16 protein-coding genes are annotated in these 18,684 nt (G+C 73.2%); 8 read left to right on the top strand and 8 right to left on the bottom strand.

Features of this window, described 5'->3' with window-relative positions; translation table 11 throughout:
- Window positions 1-280: 280 nt before the first annotated feature.
- Window positions 281-2,044, bottom strand: coding sequence for an arginine--tRNA ligase (gene argS, locus ACWDNY_RS03180; protein WP_451643971.1), 1,764 nt, complete (start codon window positions 2,042-2,044; stop codon window positions 281-283).
- Window positions 2,045-2,308: 264 nt separating this feature from the next.
- Here argS and lysS point away from each other — a divergent pair, with 264 nt between their 5' ends.
- Complete coding sequence (gene lysS, locus ACWDNY_RS03185; protein ID WP_451643972.1) at window positions 2,309-4,081, top strand: lysine--tRNA ligase; 1,773 nt, start codon at window positions 2,309-2,311, stop codon at window positions 4,079-4,081.
- Window positions 4,082-4,156: 75 nt separating this feature from the next.
- Here lysS and ACWDNY_RS03190 read toward each other — a convergent pair whose 3' ends face one another.
- From ACWDNY_RS03190 to ACWDNY_RS03200, 3 genes are all read right to left on the bottom strand, one after another.
- Entirely contained in the window at window positions 4,157-5,551 is a 1,395-nt protein-coding gene (locus ACWDNY_RS03190; RefSeq protein WP_451644063.1) for a DUF2637 domain-containing protein, read from the bottom strand.
- Between the two features lie 132 nt (window positions 5,552-5,683).
- Window positions 5,684-6,634, bottom strand: a complete 951-nt coding sequence (locus tag ACWDNY_RS03195) for a DUF3558 family protein (RefSeq protein WP_451643973.1) — start codon at window positions 6,632-6,634, stop codon at window positions 5,684-5,686.
- 134 nt (window positions 6,635-6,768) lie between these two features.
- Window positions 6,769-7,650 (bottom strand): DUF3558 domain-containing protein, encoded by an 882-nt coding sequence (locus ACWDNY_RS03200; protein ID WP_451643974.1) that lies wholly within the window; start codon window positions 7,648-7,650, stop codon window positions 6,769-6,771.
- Between the two features lie 206 nt (window positions 7,651-7,856).
- On the opposite strand from ACWDNY_RS03200, the gene ACWDNY_RS03205 reads away from it, so the two are divergent.
- Window positions 7,857-9,050, top strand: a complete 1,194-nt coding sequence (locus ACWDNY_RS03205) for an RtcB family protein (protein WP_451643975.1) — start codon at window positions 7,857-7,859, stop codon at window positions 9,048-9,050.
- 117 nt (window positions 9,051-9,167) lie between these two features.
- Here ACWDNY_RS03205 and ACWDNY_RS03210 read toward each other — a convergent pair whose 3' ends face one another.
- Entirely contained in the window at window positions 9,168-9,944 is a 777-nt protein-coding gene (locus tag ACWDNY_RS03210; RefSeq protein ID WP_451643976.1) for an SDR family NAD(P)-dependent oxidoreductase, read from the bottom strand.
- A 143-nt stretch (window positions 9,945-10,087) separates the two neighbouring features.
- Window positions 10,088-10,426: a YnfA family protein gene (locus ACWDNY_RS03215; protein WP_451643977.1), complete on the bottom strand. Its 339-nt coding sequence runs from the start codon at window positions 10,424-10,426 to the stop codon at window positions 10,088-10,090.
- A gap of 197 nt (window positions 10,427-10,623) precedes the next feature.
- Between ACWDNY_RS03215 and ACWDNY_RS03220 the strand changes: the two genes are divergently transcribed.
- The 4 genes from ACWDNY_RS03220 (at window position 10,624) to ACWDNY_RS03235 (ending at window position 15,006) form a co-directional block, all read left to right on the top strand.
- Window positions 10,624-11,730, top strand: coding sequence for an LLM class flavin-dependent oxidoreductase (locus ACWDNY_RS03220; RefSeq protein WP_451643978.1), 1,107 nt, complete (start codon window positions 10,624-10,626; stop codon window positions 11,728-11,730).
- On the top strand, window positions 11,727-12,428 hold the full coding sequence (locus ACWDNY_RS03225; RefSeq protein WP_451643979.1) for a CE1759 family FMN reductase: 702 nt from the start codon (window positions 11,727-11,729) through the stop codon (window positions 12,426-12,428). The genes ACWDNY_RS03220 and ACWDNY_RS03225 overlap by 4 nt, the downstream gene beginning before the upstream one ends.
- Window positions 12,429-12,744: 316 nt before the next feature.
- Window positions 12,745-13,530, top strand: coding sequence for a response regulator transcription factor (locus ACWDNY_RS03230; RefSeq protein WP_451643980.1), 786 nt, complete (start codon window positions 12,745-12,747; stop codon window positions 13,528-13,530).
- Window positions 13,531-15,006 (top strand): HAMP domain-containing sensor histidine kinase, encoded by a 1,476-nt coding sequence (locus ACWDNY_RS03235; RefSeq protein ID WP_451643981.1) that lies wholly within the window; start codon window positions 13,531-13,533, stop codon window positions 15,004-15,006.
- 98 nt (window positions 15,007-15,104) lie between these two features.
- Here the strand turns inward: ACWDNY_RS03235 and ACWDNY_RS03240 are convergent, their stop codons facing one another.
- Window positions 15,105-15,518: a hypothetical protein gene (locus tag ACWDNY_RS03240; RefSeq protein WP_451643982.1), complete on the bottom strand. Its 414-nt coding sequence runs from the start codon at window positions 15,516-15,518 to the stop codon at window positions 15,105-15,107.
- A gap of 547 nt (window positions 15,519-16,065) precedes the next feature.
- Between ACWDNY_RS03240 and ACWDNY_RS03245 the strand changes: the two genes are divergently transcribed.
- Window positions 16,066-16,206: a hypothetical protein gene (locus ACWDNY_RS03245; protein ID WP_451643983.1), complete on the top strand. Its 141-nt coding sequence runs from the start codon at window positions 16,066-16,068 to the stop codon at window positions 16,204-16,206.
- A gap of 114 nt (window positions 16,207-16,320) precedes the next feature.
- On the opposite strand, the gene ACWDNY_RS03250 is transcribed toward ACWDNY_RS03245, so the two are convergent.
- Window positions 16,321-16,959 (bottom strand): hypothetical protein, encoded by a 639-nt coding sequence (locus ACWDNY_RS03250; RefSeq protein ID WP_451643984.1) that lies wholly within the window; start codon window positions 16,957-16,959, stop codon window positions 16,321-16,323.
- A gap of 389 nt (window positions 16,960-17,348) precedes the next feature.
- Between ACWDNY_RS03250 and hemL the strand changes: the two genes are divergently transcribed.
- Window positions 17,349-18,665: a glutamate-1-semialdehyde 2,1-aminomutase gene (hemL, locus tag ACWDNY_RS03255; protein WP_451643985.1), complete on the top strand. Its 1,317-nt coding sequence runs from the start codon at window positions 17,349-17,351 to the stop codon at window positions 18,663-18,665.
- The last annotated feature ends 19 nt before the right edge of the window (window positions 18,666-18,684 follow it).

An 18,684-nucleotide genomic window follows, 5' to 3' on the forward strand; every position in this document is an offset into this window, starting at 1 on the left:
CGGCGTTCCATCGGTTCCCGGCCGCCCACGTCGATGGCGGCCTCACCTGAAGGTGACGGTCGAAGATCCGGTTCCCGCCCTCCGCCCCGTGGCGCGTCCAGGGCGGTCCGCCAACGGGTTCCCGCACGGGCTCCGTGGCCGGATGCCGCGGAGCCACTCGCACGGACCGAGACCGTGGGGTCGAGGGTTTCGCCCAGCATGGTCACGGCGCGGGGCTGCCGGGACGCAGAGCGCGGAGCCCTGTTTCCCGGCAGGCCCCCGAGGGCGGCCCGGCCCCCCGTCAGAGGCGCTCGGGCGTGCGGATACCCAGGAGGGCCATGCCCTGGTGCAGGGTGCGGGCCGTGACGTCGCACAGGAACAGACGGTTCTCCACCTGCTCCGGCGTCTCGGCCTTCAGCACCGGGCACTTGTCGTAGAACGACGTGTACAGCGACGCCAGCTGGTACAGGTAGGCGGCCAGCTTGTGCGGGGCGTACTCCGCGGCCGCATCCCCGGCCGCCTCCGCGAAGGCGTCGACGTGCAGGCCCAGCGCTCGCTCCGCCGGGGTCAGCCCGAGCTCCGGGTGGGCCGCCGGGCGGAGGTCCCCGGCCTTGCGGAGGATAGACCGGATCCGGGCGTAGGCGTACTGCAGGTAGACCGAGGTGTCGCCGTTCAGCGAGACCATCTGGTCCAGGTCGAACTTGTAGTCCCGGCTCGCCGACGTGGACAGGTCCGCGTACTTCACCGCGCCGATACCGACCTGGGCGCCCCGCTCGGCGATCTCCTCCTCGGACAGGTCCTGCGCCTTCTCCCGGACGACCGCCGACGCCCGCTCGATCGCCTCGTCGAGCAGGTCCACCAGCCGGACCGTCTCGCCCTCACGCGTCTTGAACGGCTTGCCGTCCTTGCCGAGGACCGTGCCGAAGGCCAGCTGGTAGGCCGTCACCTCGTCGTTCAGCCAGCCGGCGCGGCGGGCCGTCTCGAAGACCATCCGGAAGTGGAGCGCCTGCCGGGCGTCCACCACGTACAGCAGCCTGTCCGCCTTCAGCTGGAACACGCGGTCCCGGATCGCCGACAGGTCGGTGGCCGCGTAGCCGTAGCCGCCGTCCGACTTCTGCACGATCAGCGGGACCGGACTGCCGTCCGGGCCCTTGATGTCGTCGAAGAACACGCACAGCGCGCCCTCGGAGCGGACCGCCACGCCCGACTCCTCCAGCAGCCGGCAGGTCTCCTCCAGCATGTCGTTGTAGCCGGACTCGCCGACGATGTCGGCGTCGCGGACCTCCATGTCCAGCTTGTCGAAGACGGAGAAGAAGTAGATCTTCGACTCGTCCACGAACTTCTGCCACGTGGCGAGCGTGTGCGGGTCGCCGGCCTGGAGGTCGACCACCCGGCGCCGGGCCCGCGTCTTGAACTCCTCGTCGGCGTCGAACAGCCTGCGCGCGGCCTTGTAGAGGCGGTCGAGGTTCGACATCGCCTCCTCGCCCGTCACCGCGCCGGCCCGGTGGTCGAGTTCGTGCGGGTGCTCGTCCAGGTACTGGATGAGCATGCCGAACTGGGTGCCCCAGTCGCCGATGTGGTGACGGCGGACCACGTTCTCGCCGGTGAACTCCAGCAGCCGCACCACCGCGTCGCCGATCACGGCGGACCGCAGGTGGCCGACGTGCATCTCCTTGGCGACGTTCGGCTGGGCGTAGTCGATCACCGTCGTGCCGGGGTGATCCGCGCGGGGCACGCCGAGCCGGCCCTCGGAGTCGGCGACGCGCGCCGCGAGGTTCTCGGTGATCGCCCGGTCGGTGACCGTGACGTTGAGGAAGCCCGGCCCGGAGACCTCGACGTCCCCGATCACGTCACCGGTGACGACCTCGGAGACGACCCGCGTGGCCAGCTCCCGCGGGTTCGCCTTGGCCTTCTTGGCCAGGGCGAGGATCCCGTTGGCCTGGAAGTCCGCCCGGTCGCTTCGTCGCAGCAGCGGGTCCGCGTCGGCGGTCTCCGGCAGGGCGGCGGAGAGGGCGGACGCGAGGCGCTGGTGGACGGAGGCGGTGAGGGACGTGACCGAGGCCATAGAAGTGGGTGCCGTTCTCCTCGTACGAACAGATAGACCCAGCCAGTATCCCACGGGGGGTAAAGCGAATTTCGCGGTCGCCGGGTGGACGCGCGCCCCGCGCCCCCGTCCGCGAGCAGGCGAGGGCAGCGGTGCGCCGGTGAGGAGGCGTTTTCGTGGATGCGGTCCCGGCTGGGACAATAGAGCGGTCAGCCGTGCGACCCGTACCGGCTGCTCACGGAGAAACCTCCGGAGAAACCCCCAGAGAACCTTCAAAAAGAGGACGTGCCGATCGTGGCTCAGAGCACCGAGACCACCGACTGGGTCTCCCGTTTCGCGGATGAGGTCATCGAGGAGTCGGAGCGTCGGGCCCCGGGCAAACCGGTCGTCGTCGCGTCCGGGCTGTCGCCGTCCGGTCCCATCCACCTGGGCAACCTGCGCGAGGTCATGACCCCGCACCTCGTCGCCGACGAGATCCGCCGGCGCGGGCACCAGGTCCGCCACCTGATCTCCTGGGACGACTACGACCGGTACCGGAAGGTGCCCAAGGGCATCGACGGTGTCGACGAGGACACGTACGCGGAGCACATCGGCAAGCCGCTCACCTCCGTCCCGGCCCCCAAGGGCTCGGCGTACCCGAACTGGGCCGAGCACTTCAAGGCCGCGATGACCGCCTCGCTGGCCGAGCTGGGCGTGGAGTTCGACGGCATCAGCCAGACCGAGCAGTACACCTCCGGCGCGTACCGGGAGCAGATCCTGCACGCGATGCGGCACCGCGACGACATCGACGCGATCCTCGCCCAGTACCGGACCAGGCCGAAGGCCGGCAAGAAGCAGCAGAAGCCGGCCGACGCGGCCGAACTGGAGGCCGAGGAGGGCTCGGGCGCCGCCTCCGAGGACGACGGCAGCTCCGGCTCCGCCGGGTACTTCCCGTACAAGCCGTACTGCGGCAACTGCGAGAAGGACCTCACCACCGTCACCGCCTACGACGACGACAGCACCGAGATGACGTACGCGTGCACCGCGTGCGGTTTCTCGGAGACGGTACGGCTCAGCGAGTTCAACCGGGGCAAGCTGGTCTGGAAGGTCGACTGGCCGATGCGCTGGGCCTACGAGGGCGTGATCTTCGAGCCGAGCGGTGTCGACCACTCCTCGCCGGGTTCGTCGTTCCAGGTCGGCGGGCAGATCGTGGGGCTCTTCGGCGGGGAGCAGCCGATCGGCCCGATGTACGCCTTCGTCGGCATCTCCGGCATGGCGAAGATGTCCTCCTCCCGCGGCGGGGTGCCCACCCCGGCGGACGCGCTGCAGATCATGGAACCGCAGCTGCTGCGCTGGCTGTACGCGCGGCGCCGGCCGAACCAGTCGTTCAAGGTCGCGTTCGACCAGGAGATCCAGCGGCTGTACGACGAGTGGGACCGCCTGGCCGCCAAGGTCGCCGGGGGTACCGCCCAGGCGTCAGGCACTGGGGGAGGTTCGGCCCTGCCCGGCGACGTCGCCGCGTACACGCGGGCCGTGGGCACGGCCGCCGGTGAGCTGCCGAGGACGACGCGGCCGCTGCCGTACCGCACCCTCGCCTCGGTCGCCGACATCACCGCCGGGCACGAGGACCAGGCCCTGCGGATCCTCAGCGACCTCGACCCGGCCGACCCCCTCGCCTCGCTGGACGAGGCCCGGCCGCGGTACGACAAGGCCGAGGCGTGGATCAACACCCACGTCCCCGCCGACCAGCGCACCATCGTCCGCGACGAGCCCGACGTCGAGCTGCTGAAGTCGCTCGACGAGCCGTCCCGGCGATCGATCCGGCTGCTGCTCGACGGGCTGGAGGAGCACTGGTCCCTCGACGGGCTCACGCACCTCGTGTACGGCGTGCCCAAGGTCCAGGCCGGCTTCCCCGCCGACGCGACGCCGAAGGAGCTGCCGCCGGAGATCAAGACCGCCCAGCGGTCGTTCTTCGCGCTGCTGTACCACCTGCTCGTCGGCCGCGACACCGGGCCGCGGCTGCCCACGCTGCTGCTCGCGGTCGGGCAGGAGCGGGTGCGGGCCCTGCTCGGGGACTGACGCGGCCCGATCCGCCGTGACGAAGGGGGCGCCCGGTGAACACCGGGCGCCCCCCTTCGTCGTACGCGCGGCCGCCTACGCGATGTGGTCGTCCTCCAGTTCCGCGGTGTGGCGGTTCTGGAAGCGCATGACCATCCGCTTGGCCTCGGCGTCCGGGACGGGGCCGCCGTACGTGGCCTCGACGTTGTCGCTGAACTCGCGCGGGGTCGGGTAGCTGCCGTTGATCGACTGCTTGAAGACCTGGTAGTACGCCTCCTCGTCCGGCTCGACGGGCGGGGTGCCGCCGCCCTCGCCGAGCTGGCGGGTGCGGTTCGGGCCGGCCGGGATGGGGAAGGTGCCGGTGTCCTCCGGGCCGGGCGCGGGGGCACCCTGCGGGGCGGCCTGCCGGGGGCCCTGTGCCGCCGGCTGCCGGTGCTCCTGCGGGGCCGCCTGCTCGAACTGGTCCGGGTGCTGCTCCTCGTACCACTGCTCGTACTGCTCGTCCGGTTCGTAGGACGGGTCGTACGGGGGCTCGTACGAGGGGTCGTAGCCGCCGTGGTAGTCGACCTGCCGGGGAGCCTGGAACCAGGGGCTCTGCTCGTCGGGCACCTGCCCGGCGCCGGCCGACCCGCCGGGGCCGTGGGGCCCGGCCGCCTCCGGGCGCTGCTGACCGGCCTGCGCCCGGCCCCCCGCCGGAACGGCCGGGGACCCGTCGGCCGGCGGCGCCGCCCCGGCACCGCCCGCGGTCACGCCGGCGGGGACACCCGCGGGCGCGGCCGCATGACCTACGGTCAGCGCCGGCTGCGGGGCCGGGGGCAGCAGGGCCGGCTCGATGCCCGCCGCGGCCAGCCCCGCCGGTGCCGTCTCCGCCAGCGGCACGCCGTAGCGTGCCAGCCGCAGGGGCATCAGGGACTCCACCGGGGCCTTGCGGCGCCACGCCCGGCCGAAGCGGGAGCGCAGGCGGGCCCGGTAGACGAGACGTTCCTGCTCCAGCTTGATCACCTGCTGGTAGGAGCGCAGCTCCCACAGCTTCATCCGGCGCCACAGCAGGAAGGTCGGCACCGGAGAGAGCAGCCAGCGCGTCAGGCGCACTCCCTCCATGTGCTTGTCGGCCGTGATGTCCGCGATCCGGCCGACGGCGTGCCGGGCCGCCTCGACGGCGACCACGAACAGCACCGGGATGACGGCGTGCATGCCGACGCCCAGTGGGTCGGGCCAGGCCGCCGCGCCGTTGAACGCGATCGTCGCCGCCGTCAGCAGCCACGCCGTCTGGCGCAGCAGCGGGAAGGGGATGCGGATCCAGGTCAGCAGCAGGTCCAGCGCGAGCAGGACGCAGATGCCGGCGTCGATGCCGATCGGGAACACGTAACTGAAGTTCCCGAAGCCCTTCTTGATGGCCAGTTCGCGGACGGCCGCGTACGAGCCCGCGAAGCCGATACCGGCGATGATCACGGCGCCGGTCACGACCACGCCGATGAGAACGCGGTGCATCCGAGTCAGCTGCAGTGGCGCGGCCACCCGTACTCCCCTCCCATTGCGTGTTGTTGCGCGCAACAGAGTGGCACATCCGTGCGAGGAACGGGTGGCCGGTCCGGTTGCTCCGCTGTGCCGGCGTGCCGCCGTTCAGCTCTTCGCGGCCGCCTCGGACACCGACGCGGACGGCTTCGCCGACGCGGACACCGAGGCCGAGGGCTTGGCCGGAGCGGACGCCGACGGCGGGGCCGGCTTCGTCGCGGACTTCGACGCCGACGGCGACGAGGACGTCCCCGGCGCCACGCCGTCACCGTTGGCCGCCGCCACCGCGGCCACGGCCTCCTTGGCCGCCTGCTCGGCGGACTTCGCCAGGGCTGCGGCGTCCGGGGCCTTGTCGCCGGCCAGGCCGGCGCCGTTGTAGTCGACGGTGACGACGACGTTCTCCACGCGCGCCACGACCGTCTGCTGCTTGAAGGTGCCTTCCTTCTTCTTCAGGTCGTACCGCACCAGCGTCGCCTCGTCGCCCGTCCCCGCCACCGGCTGCGACGTGCGGTTCGCGCCGCCCGCCACGGACTGCGCGTCCTTGATCTGCCGCTGGTAGTACTCCCGCGCCTGCTGGTCGCCCTCGCCGCGGGCGACGTCGGACTCGAAGCGCAGCAGGGAGACGTTCAGCCAGCGGAACTGCGAGCCCTTGACCCCTTTGTTGTCCAGGCTGGTCCAGGAGCAGCTGCCGCGCGTGGAGACGTCGCTGGAGGTGCCCTCCTTGGCGGACTTCAGGCCCTTCGGGACGAGCGCGCCGAGCGTCTTCGCCGACAGTGCCCGGCAGGGCTCCGGCAGCTTGCCGTACGCCGCCGCCCGCACCGTCGGGAACGGACTCGCGGACGCTGTCGTACCGCTTCCCGCGGCCTTCTTGGCGTCGTCGGCCGAGCCGGAGTCCGAGGAGGAACAGCCGGCGGCCACCAGCATCGCGGGGACGGCGGCCGCGCAGACAAGGACGCGGTTCAGACGCTTCACTCGCGGACCGTCCCCCGACCGTCCCGAAGGCGTGGGGGACTGCCGCAGGTCTCGCTGGGCTGCTCGCTGCATGGTTCCTTCACTCATGACGCTCGTGGTTCCTGCGATCGGACCGGGACCGGGGGTCCGGGGGTTCGAGTGGCCACGGTACGCGGTGAGTCAGCCGTGTGGTTCCGCTTCCCGCGCATGCCGTCCGGGGGCGAAGTGCCCGTGCCGGGCCGTCAGCCGCCCAGCGAATCCGCCAGCCGGGCCGCCAGTTTCCGGGCCTTGTCCTGCATTTCCTCACTGTCCGGGACCACCCCGACCGTCGCCGGCTGCTCCTCGTACACGATGGTCACGACGACGTTGGACGTGCGGAACGCCACAGTCACGGTGCGCTGCTTGGCCGTCGAACCCGAGCTGCCGAGCGCGTCGTCGACGAACGCCTCGTCACCGAGGTCGCTCAGGGTGCGCGGCTGGAGTTGAGACGAGGACAGTCCCCCGGAGGCGGAGGCGGAGGCGGAGGCGGAGGCGGAGGGCGAGGCGGAGGACGACGGGGAGGCCGGGGCGGAGGAGGTGGAGGCGGGGCCGCCCGGCGCGCCGGAGGCGCCCGGGGCGCCGGCCCGCGCGCCGGAGGGGGAGCCGGAGTCCGCCGCGGAGCCGGAGGAGACGGGCTCGGGCAGGTCCGCCGCCGCCTGCTTCGTCGCGAAGACCCGCTGGGCCTGGGTGTCGTCGCTGACGGCGTTGTCGTAGGAGACGACCCGCTCGAAGTCGACGAAGAGGTGGTCCGTGGCGTCCGTCGCCTCCACCTTCCAACGGCAGCCGACCTTGCGGTCGTTGTCGTAGGTGAGCGTCGCCTCGCCCTCGTACGCCTTCTCGCGCTGGTCCAGGTCGGTGAGCTGCTTGATGCCGGGCAGCAGCGAGTCGAGGGTGCCGTGACCGACGGCGCCGCAGGGCTCCGGCAGCGTGCGGTACTTGCCCGGCTGGGCCGCCGCCGTGGCCGTGCCCGCGGTGTCCGGGTTGGCGTCGTCCGCCGCGCCGTCGCCCGACGAGCCGCCGGTGCAGCCGGCCAGCAGCGCCGCGAGGAGTGCGGCCGTGCCGGGTACGTACGCCTTCCGCAGCACGGTCAGGCTCCCTTCGACGCTGTCGTTCGCTGTCCTGTCGGTCCAGTGTCCCCGCTGGTTATTCGCTTGCCGGGCGGGGGCGCGCGCTGGAGACAATGTGTACCGCACGCACTGCCGTGGACGCCGGTCCGCTGTCCCTTTCGCCGACCTCGGCGCCGGTATTGCGATACGAGACTTCTGTTGACCCATCGGGGGAATGAGGCGATATGTCGTACGTGGAGATACCGGGCGCGAAGGTCCCCATCCGGATGTGGGCGGACCCGGCGGCGGTCGAGGGCGCGGCCATGCAGCAGCTGCAGAACGTCACGACCCTGCCCTGGGTCGAGGGCCTCGCCGTCATGCCGGACGTGCACTACGGCAAGGGTGCGACCGTCGGGTCGGTCATCGCGATGCGGGGAGCCGTGTGCCCGGCGGCCGTCGGCGTCGACATCGGCTGCGGAATGTCCGCGGTGCGGACGTCCCTGACGGCGAACGACCTCCCCGGCGACCTGTCCCGGCTGCGCTCGCGGATCGAGCAGGTCATCCCGGTGGGCCGGGGAATGCACGACGACCCCGTCGACCCGGGGCGTTTCCACGGGTTCGCGACCGCGGGGTGGGACGACTTCTGGACCCGGTTCGACGGGGTGGCGCAGGCGGTGAGGTTCCGTGGGGAGCGCGCCGCGAAGCAGATGGGGACCCTCGGATCGGGCAACCACTTCGTCGAGGTCTGCACGGACACCACCGGCGCGGTGTGGCTGATGCTGCACTCCGGTTCCCGCAACATCGGCAAGGAACTGGCCGAGCACCACATCGGGGTGGCCCAGAAGCTCCCGCACAACCAGGGCCTGGTCGACCGGGACCTCGCCGTGTTCGTGGCGGACACGCCCCAGATGGCGGCGTACCGCAACGACCTGTTCTGGGCGCAGGAGTACGCCAAGCGCAACCGCAGCATCATGATGGCGCTTCTGAAGGACGTGGTCCGCAAGGAGTTCGACAAGGCGAAGCCGGCCTTCGAGCCGGAGATCTCCTGCCACCACAACTACGTGGCCGAGGAGCGGTACGAGGGCCTGGACCTGCTGGTCACCCGCAAGGGCGCGATCCGTGCGGGCTCCGGCGAGTACGGGATCATCCCGGGCTCCATGGGTACGGGCTCGTACATAGTGAAGGGCCTCGGCAACGAGAAGTCCTTCAACTCCGCCTCGCACGGCGCCGGCCGGCGCATGAGCCGCAACGCCGCCAAGCGCCGCTTCTCCGTGCGGGACCTGGAGGAGCAGACGCGGGGCGTGGAGTGCCGCAAGGACTCCGGCGTCGTCGACGAGATCCCGGGCGCCTACAAGCCGATCGAGCAGGTCATCGACCAGCAGCGGGACCTGGTGGAGGTCGTGGCGAAGCTCAAGCAGGTGGTGTGCGTGAAGGGCTGATCCGACGGGGCGTCCACTTCAAGGCGCGCGCTCCTTCTCCGGGGCGAGCCGCCGCCGGTCCGCCGCGCGCCCGCCCTTGCGGCCGGGCCGCGTGCCCGCCCCGCGGCCCGGTCGTCGTCACGACTCCCGGTGCACCTTGGAGTTCGACGCCTGGGCGCGGGGGCGGACGACCAGAAGGTCGATGTTGACGTGGCTGGGGCGGGTCACCGCCCAGGTGATGGTGTCGGCGACGTCGTCGGCCGTGAGCGGTTCGGCGACGCCCTCGTACACCTTGGCCGCCTTCTCCCGGTCGCCGCCGAAGCGGGTCAGCGCGAACTCCTCCGTCCGGACCATGCCGGGGGCGATCTCGATGACGCGGACCGGCCGGCCGACGATCTCCAGTCGGAGCGTCTCGGCGAGGACGTGGGCGCCGTGCTTGGCGGCGACGTAGCCCGCGCCGCCCTCGTAGGTGGCGTGGCCCGCCGTGGACGACACCACGACGACCGTCCCGTCGCCACTGGCCTCCAGCTTGGGCAGGAGGGCCTGGGTGAGGTTCAGGGTGCCGATGACGTTCGTCTCGTACATCCGGCGCCAGTCGTCCGGGTCGCCGGTGGCGACCGGGTCGGCGCCGAGCGCGCCGCCCGCGTTGTTGACGAGGACGCCGACGGTGGTGAAGGCGCCGGCGAACTCGTCCACCGCGGCGCGGTCGGTGACGTCCAGCGGGTACGCCGTCGCCGAGTGGCCGGCCGCGTTGATCTCCTCGGCGAGCGCCTGGATGCGGTCCTTGCGGCGGGCGGTCAGCACGACGCGGTGGCCCGCGGCGGCGAGCTGCCGGGCCGTGGCGGCGCCGATGCCGCTGCTCGCACCGGTGACGACGGCGATGCGGGAGGCGGCGGACGGTGCTGCGGTGGCCATGGGGCTCTCCTCGGGCTGCGGCGGTTCGACCGTGCCAGGGTAGGTGACGGGTGTCTGCCCGCGATCGGGCCGTCCGGCCCCTGGAACGCGGGCGTCCGCCTCTTCCCGGCGCCGTCCGCCCGGTCCCGGCGCCCTCCGGTGCCTCAGGCGCCGCCGCGGGGCGCCCACATGATCAGGGCCATGCCCACGAGGCAGACCAGCGCGCCGCCCAGGTCCCAGCGGTCGGGCCGGTAGCCGTCCGCGACCGCGCCCCACAGCAGGGAACCGGCGATGAAGATCCCGCCGTACGCGGCGAGGACGCGGCCGAAGTGGGCGTCGGGCTGGAAGGTGGCGACGAAGCCGTACGCGCCGAGCGCGAGGACGCCGCCGACGGCCCACAGCCAGCCCCGGTGCTCGCGCACTCCCTGCCAGACCAGCCAGGCGCCGCCGATCTCGAACAGGGCGGCGACGGCGAACAGCGCGGCGGAGCGGAGGATCGGCATGCGGGAAGCTTCGCACGGAGGGGGCGGGGCGGTGGCCGGTGTGCCGGGTGGGGGAGGAGCCGAGCTCGGGGTGCCGGGTGGCGCGAGCCGGGTGGTGGAAGGCGGGAGCCGGGAGCCGGGCCCCGCTGGAATACCGCCGGCCGGGTGGCCGTTGGGGGGTATGGTTGAATCATCAACAACCTGGAGGGTGAGCGACCATGCAGTTCGGGATCTTCAGCGTCGGCGACGTCACGCCGGACCCCACCACGGGCCGTACGCCGACCGAGCGTGAGCGCATCAAGGCCATGGTCGCCATCGCGCTGAAGGCCGAGGAGGTCGGCCTGGACGTCTTCGCCACCGGTGAGCACCACAACCCGCCGTTCGTGCCGTCGTCGCCGACCACGATGCTCGGCTACATCGCCGCACGGACGGAGCGGCTGGTGCTGTCCACCTCCACCACCCTCATCACCACCAACGACCCGGTGAAGATCGCCGAGGACTTCGCGATGCTCCAGCACCTCGCGGACGGCCGGGTCGACCTGATGATGGGCCGCGGCAACACCGGCCCGGTGTACCCCTGGTTCGGCCAGGACATCCGCCAGGGCATCAACCTCGCCGTCGAGAACTACGCGCTGCTGCACCGCCTGTGGCGCGAGGACGTCGTCGACTGGGAGGGCCGGTTCCGCACCGCGCTGCAGGGCTTCACCTCCACCCCGCGCCCGCTGGACGGCGTCCCGCCGTTCGTCTGGCACGGCTCCATCCGCTCCCCGGAGATCGCCGAGCAGGCCGCGTACTACGGCGACGGCTTCTTCCACAACAACATCTTCTGGCCCGCCGACCACACCAAGCGGATGGTCGAGCTGTACCGGGCCCGGTACGCCCACTACGGGCACGGCACGCCCGAGCAGGCGATCGTCGGCCTGGGCGGCCAGGTGTTCATGCGGAGGAACTCGCAGGACGCGGTGCGCGAGTTCCGCCCCTACTTCGACAACGCCCCGGTCTACGGGCACGGCCCCTCCCTGGAGGACTTCACCGCCCAGACCCCGCTGACCGTCGGCTCCCCGCAGCAGGTGATCGAGAAGACGCTGTCCTTCCGGGAGTACGCCGGCGACTACCAGCGCCAGCTGTTCCTGATGGACCACGCGGGACTGCCGCTGAAGACCGTGCTGGAGCAGCTCGACCTCCTCGGCGAGGAGGTCGTGCCGGTGCTGCGCGAGGAGTTCGCCAGGAACCGCCCGGCCGGCGTGCCGGAGGCGCCGACCCACGCGTCCCTGGCGGCCGCGAAGGACACCACGGCCGGTGCCGGGGAGGTGACCTCCGTATGAGGCTCGTCGTCGTCTCGGCGGGGCTGAACGCCCCCTCCTCCACCCGGCTGCTGGCCGACCGGCTGGCGCGGGCGACCGCCGGGCGGACCCCGGCCCAGGTGCGGGTGGTCGAGCTGCGCGATCTCGGGGTCGAGATCGCGCACAACCTCACCAGCGGCTTCCCGGCACCGGCGCTGGCGGACGCGCTGGACGCGGTCACGGAGGCGGACGGCCTGGTCGTCGTCACGCCGGTGTTCTCGGCCTCGTACAGCGGCCTGTTCAAGTCCTTCTTCGACGTCCTCGGCGTACGCGACCAGGACGCGCTGGCGGGCAAGCCGGTGCTGGTCGCGGCGACCGGCGGCACCGCCCGCCACTCCCTCGTCCTCGACCACGCCCTGCGGCCGCTCTTCGCCCACCTGCGGGCCGTCGTCGTCCCGACCGGCGTCTACGCCGCCTCGGAGGACTGGGGCGCCGAGGGCCTGCCGGAGCGGATCGACCGCGCGGCGGGCGAGCTGGCGGCCCTGATGACGGTGCTGCCGGCCGGGCGCGGGAGGCGGGCGGCCGGGGCGGAGGCCGAGGTTGTGAAGCCGCCGACGGAGCCGTCGCCCGCGCCGTCCCCGTCGCCCGCGGTGCCCGCTCCGGTGCCCGATCCGGAGGACCGGCCCGGCGGGTTCACGGTGGTGCCCTTCGAACAGCGGCTGGCGGCCCTGCGCAAGTGAGGCGGCGGCCCGGGGCGGTCGGCCCCGGGCCTTCGTCTTGTACCACCGGGGCGCCGGGCCGTCGTCCCGTTCAGCCGGCCACCGGGCCCCGGCCCCGCACCCGCGGGCGCCGGGGGCGCTCGGCCCCACGGCGCCCGCCCCGTCCGCCCCACGGCGCCCGCCCCGTCCGCCCCACGGCGCCCGCCCCGTCCGCCCCACGGCGCCCGGGGCGGACGGCGCGCCCCGCCGCGGGCCCACCGTGAGAGCCGGGTAAAAAGCGTGATCGTACGTCTGCTCGCCCGGGCCGCACCGCCGGCGGCCTTGGCAGACTGGACGCGTGCCTCAGACCGTGCTGCTCGCCGAAGACGACCGCGCCATCCGCCACGCCCTGGAACGGGCCCTCACCCTGGAGGGCTACGAGGTGACGGCGGTCGCCGACGGTGTCGAGGCGCTCGCGCAGGCCCACCGGACCCCGCCGGACGTCCTCGTGCTCGACGTGATGATGCCCGGCATCGACGGCCTCCAGGTCTGCCGCGTGCTGCGCGCCGAGGGCGACCGCACGCCCATCCTGATGCTGACCGCCCTGGTGGAGACCGCCGACCGGATCGCCGGCCTGGACGCCGGAGCCGACGACTACGTCGTCAAACCGTTCGACGTCGAGGAGGTCTTCGCCCGCCTGCGCGCCCTGCTGCGGCGTACCGGCCCGGTCGGCTCCGGCGGCGCGGCCCCGGCCTCCGCGGGCGGCGGCGCGGGCCCGAACCGGGCCGGGAACGCCGGCGACACGTACGTGCGGGATCAGCCCGCGGCGGCGCAGCCGCCCGGCCGGCGGGTCGAGGCGGCCGGCATCCGCATGGACCTCCAGGCCCGCCGGGTCTGGCGCGGCGGGCGGGAGGTCGAGCTGACCCGCACCGAGTTCGGACTCCTCGAGCTGCTGGTGCGCAACGCCGGAATCGTCCTGGACCACTCCACCATCTACGACCGCATCTGGGGCTACGACTTCGGCCCGGGCTCCAAGAACCTCGCCGTGTACGTGGGTTATCTGCGCCGCAAGCTCGACGAGCCGGGCGCGCCGCAGCTGATCCACACCGTCCGGGGCGTGGGTTACGTCCTACGGGAGGACTGAGTGGGCCCTCTCGGCCGGCTGTCGGAGCGCCCCAGACCCCGGCTGTCGTCGCTGCGGACCACCTTCGCGGTGTCGTTCGCCGTGGTGACGGCCGCCGTCACCGTGCTGGTCGGCATCCTGTCGTACAGCTCGGCGGCCCGCCTGGTACGGGTCGACCAGCAGTCCGTCTTCCTGCAGGTGGTGCAGGACGTGCGGGACGAGGTGCGGCGCTACCAGCGGACCCCCGCGGACTTCTCCTCCTCCCAACCCGGGCACGAGGTCGTCCGGCCGAGTCGCACCGACGTGCAGGTGCTGGGCCCGGGCGGCGTGATCGTCGACCACGGCAGCCCCGCACTTCCCGTCACGGCCCGGGACCGGGCGGCCGCGGCCGCCGCGGTGGCCGGGCGCACCGTCCAGTACGAGGACGTCGTCGTCTCCTCCGACGTGTACCGCATCGCCACGGTGTCGCTCGGCGGCGGACGCGGGGCCGTGCAGGTCGCGCAGGAGTTCAGCGACACCGAGGACCTGCTGCGGGCGCTCCAGCAGCGCACGCTGATCACGATGGGGGCCGTGGTGGTGGCCGCGGGCCTGTGCGGCTGGTGGCTGGCCCGGCGCATCACCCGCCGGCTCGTTGTCCTCACCACCGCCGCCGAGGACGTCGCCCGCACCCGCCGGCTCGGCGTCCAGGTGCCCGTCACCGGCTACGACGAGGTGGGCCGCCTCGGCCGCTCCTTCGACCGCATGCTGGGCCGGCTCGCCCAGTCGGAGGAGGACCAGCGCCGCCTGGTACAGGACGCGGGCCACGAACTGCGCACCCCGCTGACCTCCCTGCGGACGAACATCTCCCTGCTGCGCCGCATCGACGAGCTGCCGCCCGCCACCCGCGAGGAGCTGGTCGCCGACCTCACGCAGGAGGCCCGTGAACTGACGGACCTGGTCAACGAGCTGGTCGACCTCGCCGCCGGCCAGTCCGACACGGAGCCGCCGCAGCGGGTCGACCTCGCCGACATCGCCGAGGACGTCGCGGGCCTCGCCCGCCGCCGCACCGGACGCGAGGTCGTGGTCCGCGCCGGCGGTGACACCACCGCCGACGGGCGCCCGGGGATGCTCCAGCGGGCCGTGTCGAACCTCGTGGAGAACGCGGCGAAGTTCGACCGCGGCGGCACGGCGCCCATCGAGATCACCGTCACCGGTCCGTCCCGCCCGCCGCACACCGGGGGAACGCCCGGCGGTGCGGTCCGCGTGCAGGTCCTCGACCGCGGGCCCGGCGTCGACGGCGGCGACCTGACCCGCATCTTCGACCGCTTCTACCGGGCCCCCGACGCCCGCTCCCTGCCCGGCTCCGGACTCGGCCTGTCCATCGTGCGCGAGGTGGCGACGGCCCACGACGGCACACCGTTCGCGCACCGCCGGCCCGGCGGCGGCTCCGTCATCGGCTTCACGGTGGGCGACGACACGGAGCACCCCGACGGTGGGGAACTGCTGGGCGAGGACTGACGAGTGAGGACGGACGGCCGAGGGCGGGCGGTCAGCTGAAGGCCGACGGTCGGCTGAAGTCGGACGGGCGAGGGTCGACGGGCGGGCGCGCCCGGGCCTCAGTCGGCGCGGGCGGGCGCCGGCGCGCCGTCCCTGGGGACGGCCGGGCCGCCCTCGCCCAGGCCGGCGCGGTCGTCACCGCGCCCCGCGCCAACGCCCGCGCGGCCGCCGTCGGCGGAGGGGGGCTCCCCGGTCCTGGCCGCGCGGCGGCGGGGCGCGGTCAGCAGCCAGGCCAGGTTGCCGACGGCCGCGCCGGCCGTCACCACGGCGACGATGACCCCCGCCGTGGCGAAGCCGTCGTCGAACAGATGCGGGCGCCGGTCGAGGCTGTGCAGACCGAAGCCGCACAGCTGGTACACGCCCACGGCGGCGAGCGTGAGACTCACGACGAGCAGCGCGACGCTCGGACCGAGACCGCGCCCGGCGTCCTCACCGGCGGAGGCGCCGCTCCCCGGACAACGTGCTTCCTGCATGGGTCCCCGTCCAACAGTCGAGTGCCGAGCCGGACCCTACATTACGTAGGGTTGCCCGCCGGGGGAAATCAACGACCCTCCGTCACCGTCCGTGTCCGCCCGCCAGGTCATCGTCACCTGCAGGCGCCGGTCGGGCCGAGGCCGTCCAGCTGGATCCGATCCGGGTGCGGGCCGCCGCTGCCCGCCGGGGCGGCGAGCAGACCGGCCGGCGCGCTCGCCGGGTGGCCGTACACGCTCACCTCGCGCCGGTCCGGCTCACCGCAGGGCCGGGCCGCGCCGGGGCCGGTACGCCTGCCGCGTCCCCTTTGGTCACTGTCCTGTGCCTTCCCCGGCGCATAGCCGTCCGAGGACCCCGCCGGTGAACCAGCGTACGAAGCGCACGCGCCCGGTACACGGGCCACGCGTGTCCCGGAGCTTCACCGGATGCGCCTTCGGCGAATCATCGGTGCACGCGCGGGTGTCCGGGGACACAACGGCCGCGTCGGCGGAGAACGGCATCCGGCGGACTCGCCGGCCACGCTCCGACGCGCCGCCGACGTGCCCACCGGTGCCGGCGGCCGGGGAAGGACTCGTCCGTCCCGCGCCGCTGACCGAGCACGGGGACTCGCGCACCGGCTGGGCCGGACACGGGCTGGGGCACGGCGACGCCCTCGTCGCCCGCACCCTCGCGGGGGCCGGCGGCACCTGAGCCGCCCACCGGCAGACCGGCCTCCCCTGGGAGCCGGCCCGGGCCCGGTGAAGCGCGGAGCCCCACCGCCCCGGGCGGGGCCCGACCGCCCCGCCCGCTACCGGCGAGACCGGCTCAGGGCCACACCAGGCAGTACGGCTGGTGCCCCGCCTCGTGCAGCCGGTGCGAGAAGTCCTGCCACTCGTGCAGCAACTGGTACACGTTGAACGCGTCGCGCGGGCCGCCCCGGTCCGGGACCGTCGACCAGATGAAGGCCGCCGCGCCCACCGCCTCCTCGCCGATGTCGCGCAGCGGGTCGACGACGGTCATCGGGAGCTTCACGACGGCGTAGTCGGGGTGCAGGACGACCAGTTCCAGCGGCGGCACCTTGTGCAGCGGCACGCCCTCGATGCCGGTCAGCACCATGGCGGCCATCGTCTCCGGCTTGATCTTGGTGAACATGCCGTTCATGCCGAGTTCGTCGCCGCCCAGTTCCTCGGGGCGCATCGAGATCGGGACGCGGGCCGCGGTCGCGCCGTCCGGCGCGCCGAAGTACTTGTACGTCACCCCCACCCGACCACCATTCCTGCTCCCCGCCGCTCGGCGGTCCACCCGGTGTTCGGCCCGCCGGTCGGGCCGCTCGGGCTCGCTCGGGGCACCGTGTCCCTGACGTGCTTCGGTCGTTTCCTCCGCGTCGCGTCGGTGCCTTCCCCGCCGGGCACGTCGAGGACCCAGGTCGTCAGTCCCCTCGCCCAGTCCGCCACCGCGATGCATATCTCCACCCGACTGCTTTTCTAGAACGCCTGGTCCCCGCCGCGCAACCCGATCATCGTGTCAGTGACCTCCCCCACGGCCGCACGCCGAAACGTGCGCTGAAACATCAGTCCGCGGGATCTTCCCGGCCCTCGACACGACCCTTCCTCATGTCTATACGTACGCGGGCACCAGTTTCGCAGATGGGCGGTGAGAAAGCCGTTCGTAGCCCCGGTCCGGCCCCGCACCCACCCGCCCGGCGGACGCCCGTCCGCCCAGGTCGCGGCCGCTCCCGCCGGCCGGGGGCGGCGCCACCGCCCCCGGCTCGCCGCCCCGGCTGGCCTACCCTGAAACAGGTCACTGCCCGCCGGATTCCGTCAACCGCCGAGAAATCGGAGAAGTCGCAGGTCATGAGCGAACTGCCATATCCCTATGAAGCCCCCGTCTCGCAGGCGCTGTTCGACCGTGCGGCGGACGTCACGCCGGGCGGCGTGAACTCGCCGGTGCGTGCCTTCGGTGCCGTGGGCGGCACGCCCCGGTTCATGGTGTCCGGCAGCGGCCCCTACCTGAGGGACGCCGACGGCCGGGAGTACGTCGACCTGGTGTGTTCCTGGGGGCCCATGATCCTCGGGCACGCGCACCCCGAGGTGACCGCCGCCGTGCAGGAGGCGGTCGGGCGGGGTACGTCGTTCGGCACGCCCGGTGAGGGCGAGGTCGCGCTCGCCGAGGAGATGACCGGCCGGGTCGGTCCGCTGGAGCAGGTGCGCCTCGTCTCCAGCGGCACCGAGGCGACCATGTCGGCGATCCGGCTGGCGCGCGGCTTCACACGGCGCACCAAGGTGATCAAGTTCGCCGGCTGCTACCACGGGCACGTCGACGCCCTGCTGGCCTCCGCGGGCTCCGGCGTCGCCACCTTCGCGCTGCCGGACACGCCGGGCGTCACCGGCGCCCAGGCCGGCGACACGATCGTCCTGCCCTACAACGACCTCGACGCCGTGCACGCCGCCTTCGCCGCCCACCCCGGTGAGATCGCCTGCGTGATCACCGAGGCGTCGCCCGGCAACATGGGTGTCGTGCCGCCGCTGCCCGGTTTCAACCAGGGCCTGAAGGACGCCTGCGCGCGGAACGGCGCGCTGTACATCTCCGACGAGGTCATGACCGGCTTCCGAACCAGCCGCGCCGGCTGGTTCGGGATCGACGGCGTCGTGCCCGACCTGATGACCTTCGGCAAGGTGATGGGCGGCGGCTTCCCGGCCGCGGCCTTCGGCGGCCGCGCCGACGTCATGGCGCACCTCGCCCCGGCCGGCCCCGTCTACCAGGCCGGCACCCTGTCCGGGAACCCGGTCGCCACCGCGGCCGGCCTCGCCCAGCTGCGCCTGCTCGACGACGCGGCCTACACCGCGCTCGACGCCGTCTCGCGGCAGATCCAGGCCCTCGTCTCCGAGGCGCTGGGCAAGGAGGGCGTGGCGCACACGCTGCAGAGCGCCTCCAACATGTTCTCGGTGTTCTTCACCGACCGGCCGGTGCGCACCTACGAGGACGCCAAGGCGCAGGAGTCGTTCCGCTTCACCGCCTTCTTCCACGCGATGCTGGCGAACGGCGTCTACCTGCCGCCGTCGTCGTTCGAGTCGTGGTTCGTCTCGACCGCGCACGACGAGGACGCCCTCCAGCGGATCGTCGACGCCCTTCCGGCGGCGGCCCGGGCGGCGGCGGAGGCGACGGCATGAGCGGGCAGGGCGGCACGAG

It is taken from the genome of Streptomyces sp. NPDC003697, assembly GCF_053587115.1.

What these genes read in the sequence shown, in the direction of transcription:
- ACWDNY_RS03225 (WP_451643979.1), top strand. Translation starts at nt 11,727, where the DNA reads ATGAGGCTCGTCGTCGTCTCGGCGGGGCTGAACGCCCCCTCCTCCACC.
- argS (WP_451643971.1), bottom strand. Translation starts at nt 2,044, where the DNA reads ATGGCCTCGGTCACGTCCCTCACCGCCTCCGTCCACCAGCGCCTCGCG.
- ACWDNY_RS03250 (WP_451643984.1), bottom strand. Translation starts at nt 16,959, where the DNA reads ATGCATCGCGGTGGCGGACTGGGCGAGGGGACTGACGACCTGGGTCCT.
- hemL (WP_451643985.1), top strand. Translation starts at nt 17,349, where the DNA reads ATGAGCGAACTGCCATATCCCTATGAAGCCCCCGTCTCGCAGGCGCTG.
- ACWDNY_RS03190 (WP_451644063.1), bottom strand. Translation starts at nt 5,551, where the DNA reads ATGCACCGCGTTCTCATCGGCGTGGTCGTGACCGGCGCCGTGATCATC.
- ACWDNY_RS03240 (WP_451643982.1), bottom strand. Translation starts at nt 15,518, where the DNA reads ATGCAGGAAGCACGTTGTCCGGGGAGCGGCGCCTCCGCCGGTGAGGAC.
- ACWDNY_RS03205 (WP_451643975.1), top strand. Translation starts at nt 7,857, where the DNA reads ATGTCGTACGTGGAGATACCGGGCGCGAAGGTCCCCATCCGGATGTGG.
- ACWDNY_RS03210 (WP_451643976.1), bottom strand. Translation starts at nt 9,944, where the DNA reads ATGGCCACCGCAGCACCGTCCGCCGCCTCCCGCATCGCCGTCGTCACC.
- ACWDNY_RS03215 (WP_451643977.1), bottom strand. Translation starts at nt 10,426, where the DNA reads ATGCCGATCCTCCGCTCCGCCGCGCTGTTCGCCGTCGCCGCCCTGTTC.
- ACWDNY_RS03220 (WP_451643978.1), top strand. Translation starts at nt 10,624, where the DNA reads ATGCAGTTCGGGATCTTCAGCGTCGGCGACGTCACGCCGGACCCCACC.
- ACWDNY_RS03195 (WP_451643973.1), bottom strand. Translation starts at nt 6,634, where the DNA reads ATGAGTGAAGGAACCATGCAGCGAGCAGCCCAGCGAGACCTGCGGCAG.